Genomic DNA, 810 nt, shown 5'->3' with positions numbered 1-810 from the left:
TGTTATCCCCGGGGTAGCTTTTATCCGTTGAGCGACGGCCATTCCACAATGTACCGCCGGATCACTAAGTCCTGCTTTCGCACCTGCTCGACTTGTAGGTCTCGCAGTCAATCACACTTCTACCTTTGCGCTCTACATATGGTTTCTGACCATACTGAGTGTAACTTTGAACGCCTCCGTTACCTTTTAGGAGGCGACCGCCCCAGTCAAACTACCCACCACGCACTGTCCCCCTTCCAGATCATGGAAGCAGGTTAGAAAATCAATATAACAAGGGTGGTATTTCAAGGATGACTCCATAAGAACTGGCGTCCTTACTTCAAAGTCTCCCACCTATCCTACACATGTTAGACCAATTTTCAATACGAAGCTATAGTAAAGCTCCACGGGGTCTTTTCGTCTTGATGCGGGTACCCTGCGTTTTCACAGGGACCATAATTTCACCGAGTCCAATGTTGAGACAGTGGGGAGATTGTTACGCCTTTCGTGCGGGTCAATAATTAGTTGACAAGGAATTTCGCTACCTTAGGACCGTTATAGTTACGGCCGCCGTTCACCCGGGCTTCATTTCACTGCTTCGCATAAGCTTACAGCTCCACTTAACCTTCGGGCACTGGGCAGGCGTCACCCCCTATACATCGTCTTGCGACTTAGCAGAGAGCTGTGTTTTTGATAAACAGTCACCCCCCCATTTTACTGTGGCCTACTTACGTAGGCATCCCTTCTCGCGAACTTACGGGATAATTTTGCAGAGTTCCTTAACATTGGTTTTCTCGCTCGCCTTAGAATACTCATCTTGGGAACGTGTGT

1 rRNA gene is annotated in these 810 nt (G+C 48.5%); it reads right to left on the bottom strand.

The features are described from left to right. Nucleotides 1-810, bottom strand: a 23S ribosomal RNA gene (locus JV122_RS04180); the annotation flags it as partial.

It is taken from the genome of Mycoplasma procyoni (assembly GCF_017052595.1).
Classification (GTDB): Bacteria; Bacillota_I; Bacilli_A; order Mycoplasmatales; family Metamycoplasmataceae; genus Mesomycoplasma_A; species Mesomycoplasma_A procyoni.
The sequence above is the reverse complement of the archived record's forward strand: the minus strand, read 5'-3'. Positions and strand labels throughout refer to the sequence as shown.